This is a genomic window from Alcanivorax sp. 1008, assembly GCF_020667895.1.
GTDB lineage: Bacteria > Pseudomonadota > Gammaproteobacteria > Pseudomonadales > Alcanivoracaceae > PGZG01.
The window spans coordinates 1-1,113 of sequence record NZ_JAFMPS010000074.1; the positions used below are offsets into that span (position 1 = coordinate 1).

The following is a 1,113-nucleotide window of genomic DNA, read 5'->3' on the forward strand; positions in this document are numbered from 1 at the left end:
AGCTGGAAAGTCAGAAGAAAATTGAGGCGCTGGCGCCGCTGCGTACCGAGTATGTCCGTGTGAACTATGCCCGCGCTGCAGATCTGGAGAAGCTGATCAAGGCGGAGGGTTCTTTGCTGACTAGCCGCGGCTCCATTGCCATTGATGAGCGCACCAACACGCTGATCATTCAGGACACTGATCGCAAGCTGGAGGAAATTCGCGAAGTTATTTCCTATCTGGACGTAGCGGTACAGCAGGTGCTGATCGAGGCTCGGGTGGTGGTTGCCAGCACTGACGTTGCCAAAGAAATGGGCGTTCGCTGGGGTGGTGTGGCCTATCAGGGCGGCCGTTTGGGTCGTGATGGTCGTACTCTGGTGTTGTCCGGTAGAAATGACAATATCTACAACTTCGCAGAGGGCGCTACTGACCCTGAAGACGATGGTTCCTTCACCTATGATATCGAGCGTCCGCAGGATGCGGTGATCGACTTTGGTGTGGTGAATGATGCAGCGAGCCGCTTCTCTATCGGCATGGTGGATGTGAATGCCGGAGTTATTGACCTTGAGCTGTCCGCGCTGGACTCGGAAGGCCGTGCAGAGTTGGTGGCTACTCCTAAGGTTCTGACGGCTGATCAGCAGCCTGCGCTGATTGCATCTGGTCAGCAGGTTGGCTATCAGAAGGCAACTTCAAGTGGCGCGACTGCAGTTGAGTTTGTTAACGCAGAGCTGCGTCTCGAAGTGACTCCTGCAATTACGCCGGAAGGCAAAGTAATTATGCAGATTAAGGTGAATAACGACCGCATCAGTGGTTTCACAGCGAATGGTACCATTCCTCTACTGGACACCAATCGTATCGAGACTGCGGTGTTAGTGGGTGACGGTGAGACTGTTGTTCTGGGCGGCATTTTCCAGGAAAACGTTACCAAGGCCACTCTGAAGACACCGTTCCTGGGTGACCTGCCCTGGATCGGCCGCCTGTTCCGCAAAGACATCAACAACAACACTAAGCAGGAATTGCTGATCTTCATCACTCCCCGCCTGATCAAGGATGCGGTGGCCGGGAAGTGATGCGGGAAGCATGAGTGAAGACACACCAAGTATTTTCCTGATTGGGCCCATGGGTGCTGGAAAG

General features: G+C 54.2%; 1 protein-coding gene. It reads left to right on the forward strand.

What is annotated here, in order from left to right; all coding sequences use genetic code 11:
- A partial coding sequence (gene pilQ, locus J1C54_RS16285) for a type IV pilus secretin PilQ (protein ID WP_229150005.1) occupies nucleotides 1-1,049 on the forward strand: 1,049 nt, incomplete at its 5' end.
- Nucleotides 1,050-1,113 lie beyond the last annotated feature (64 nt).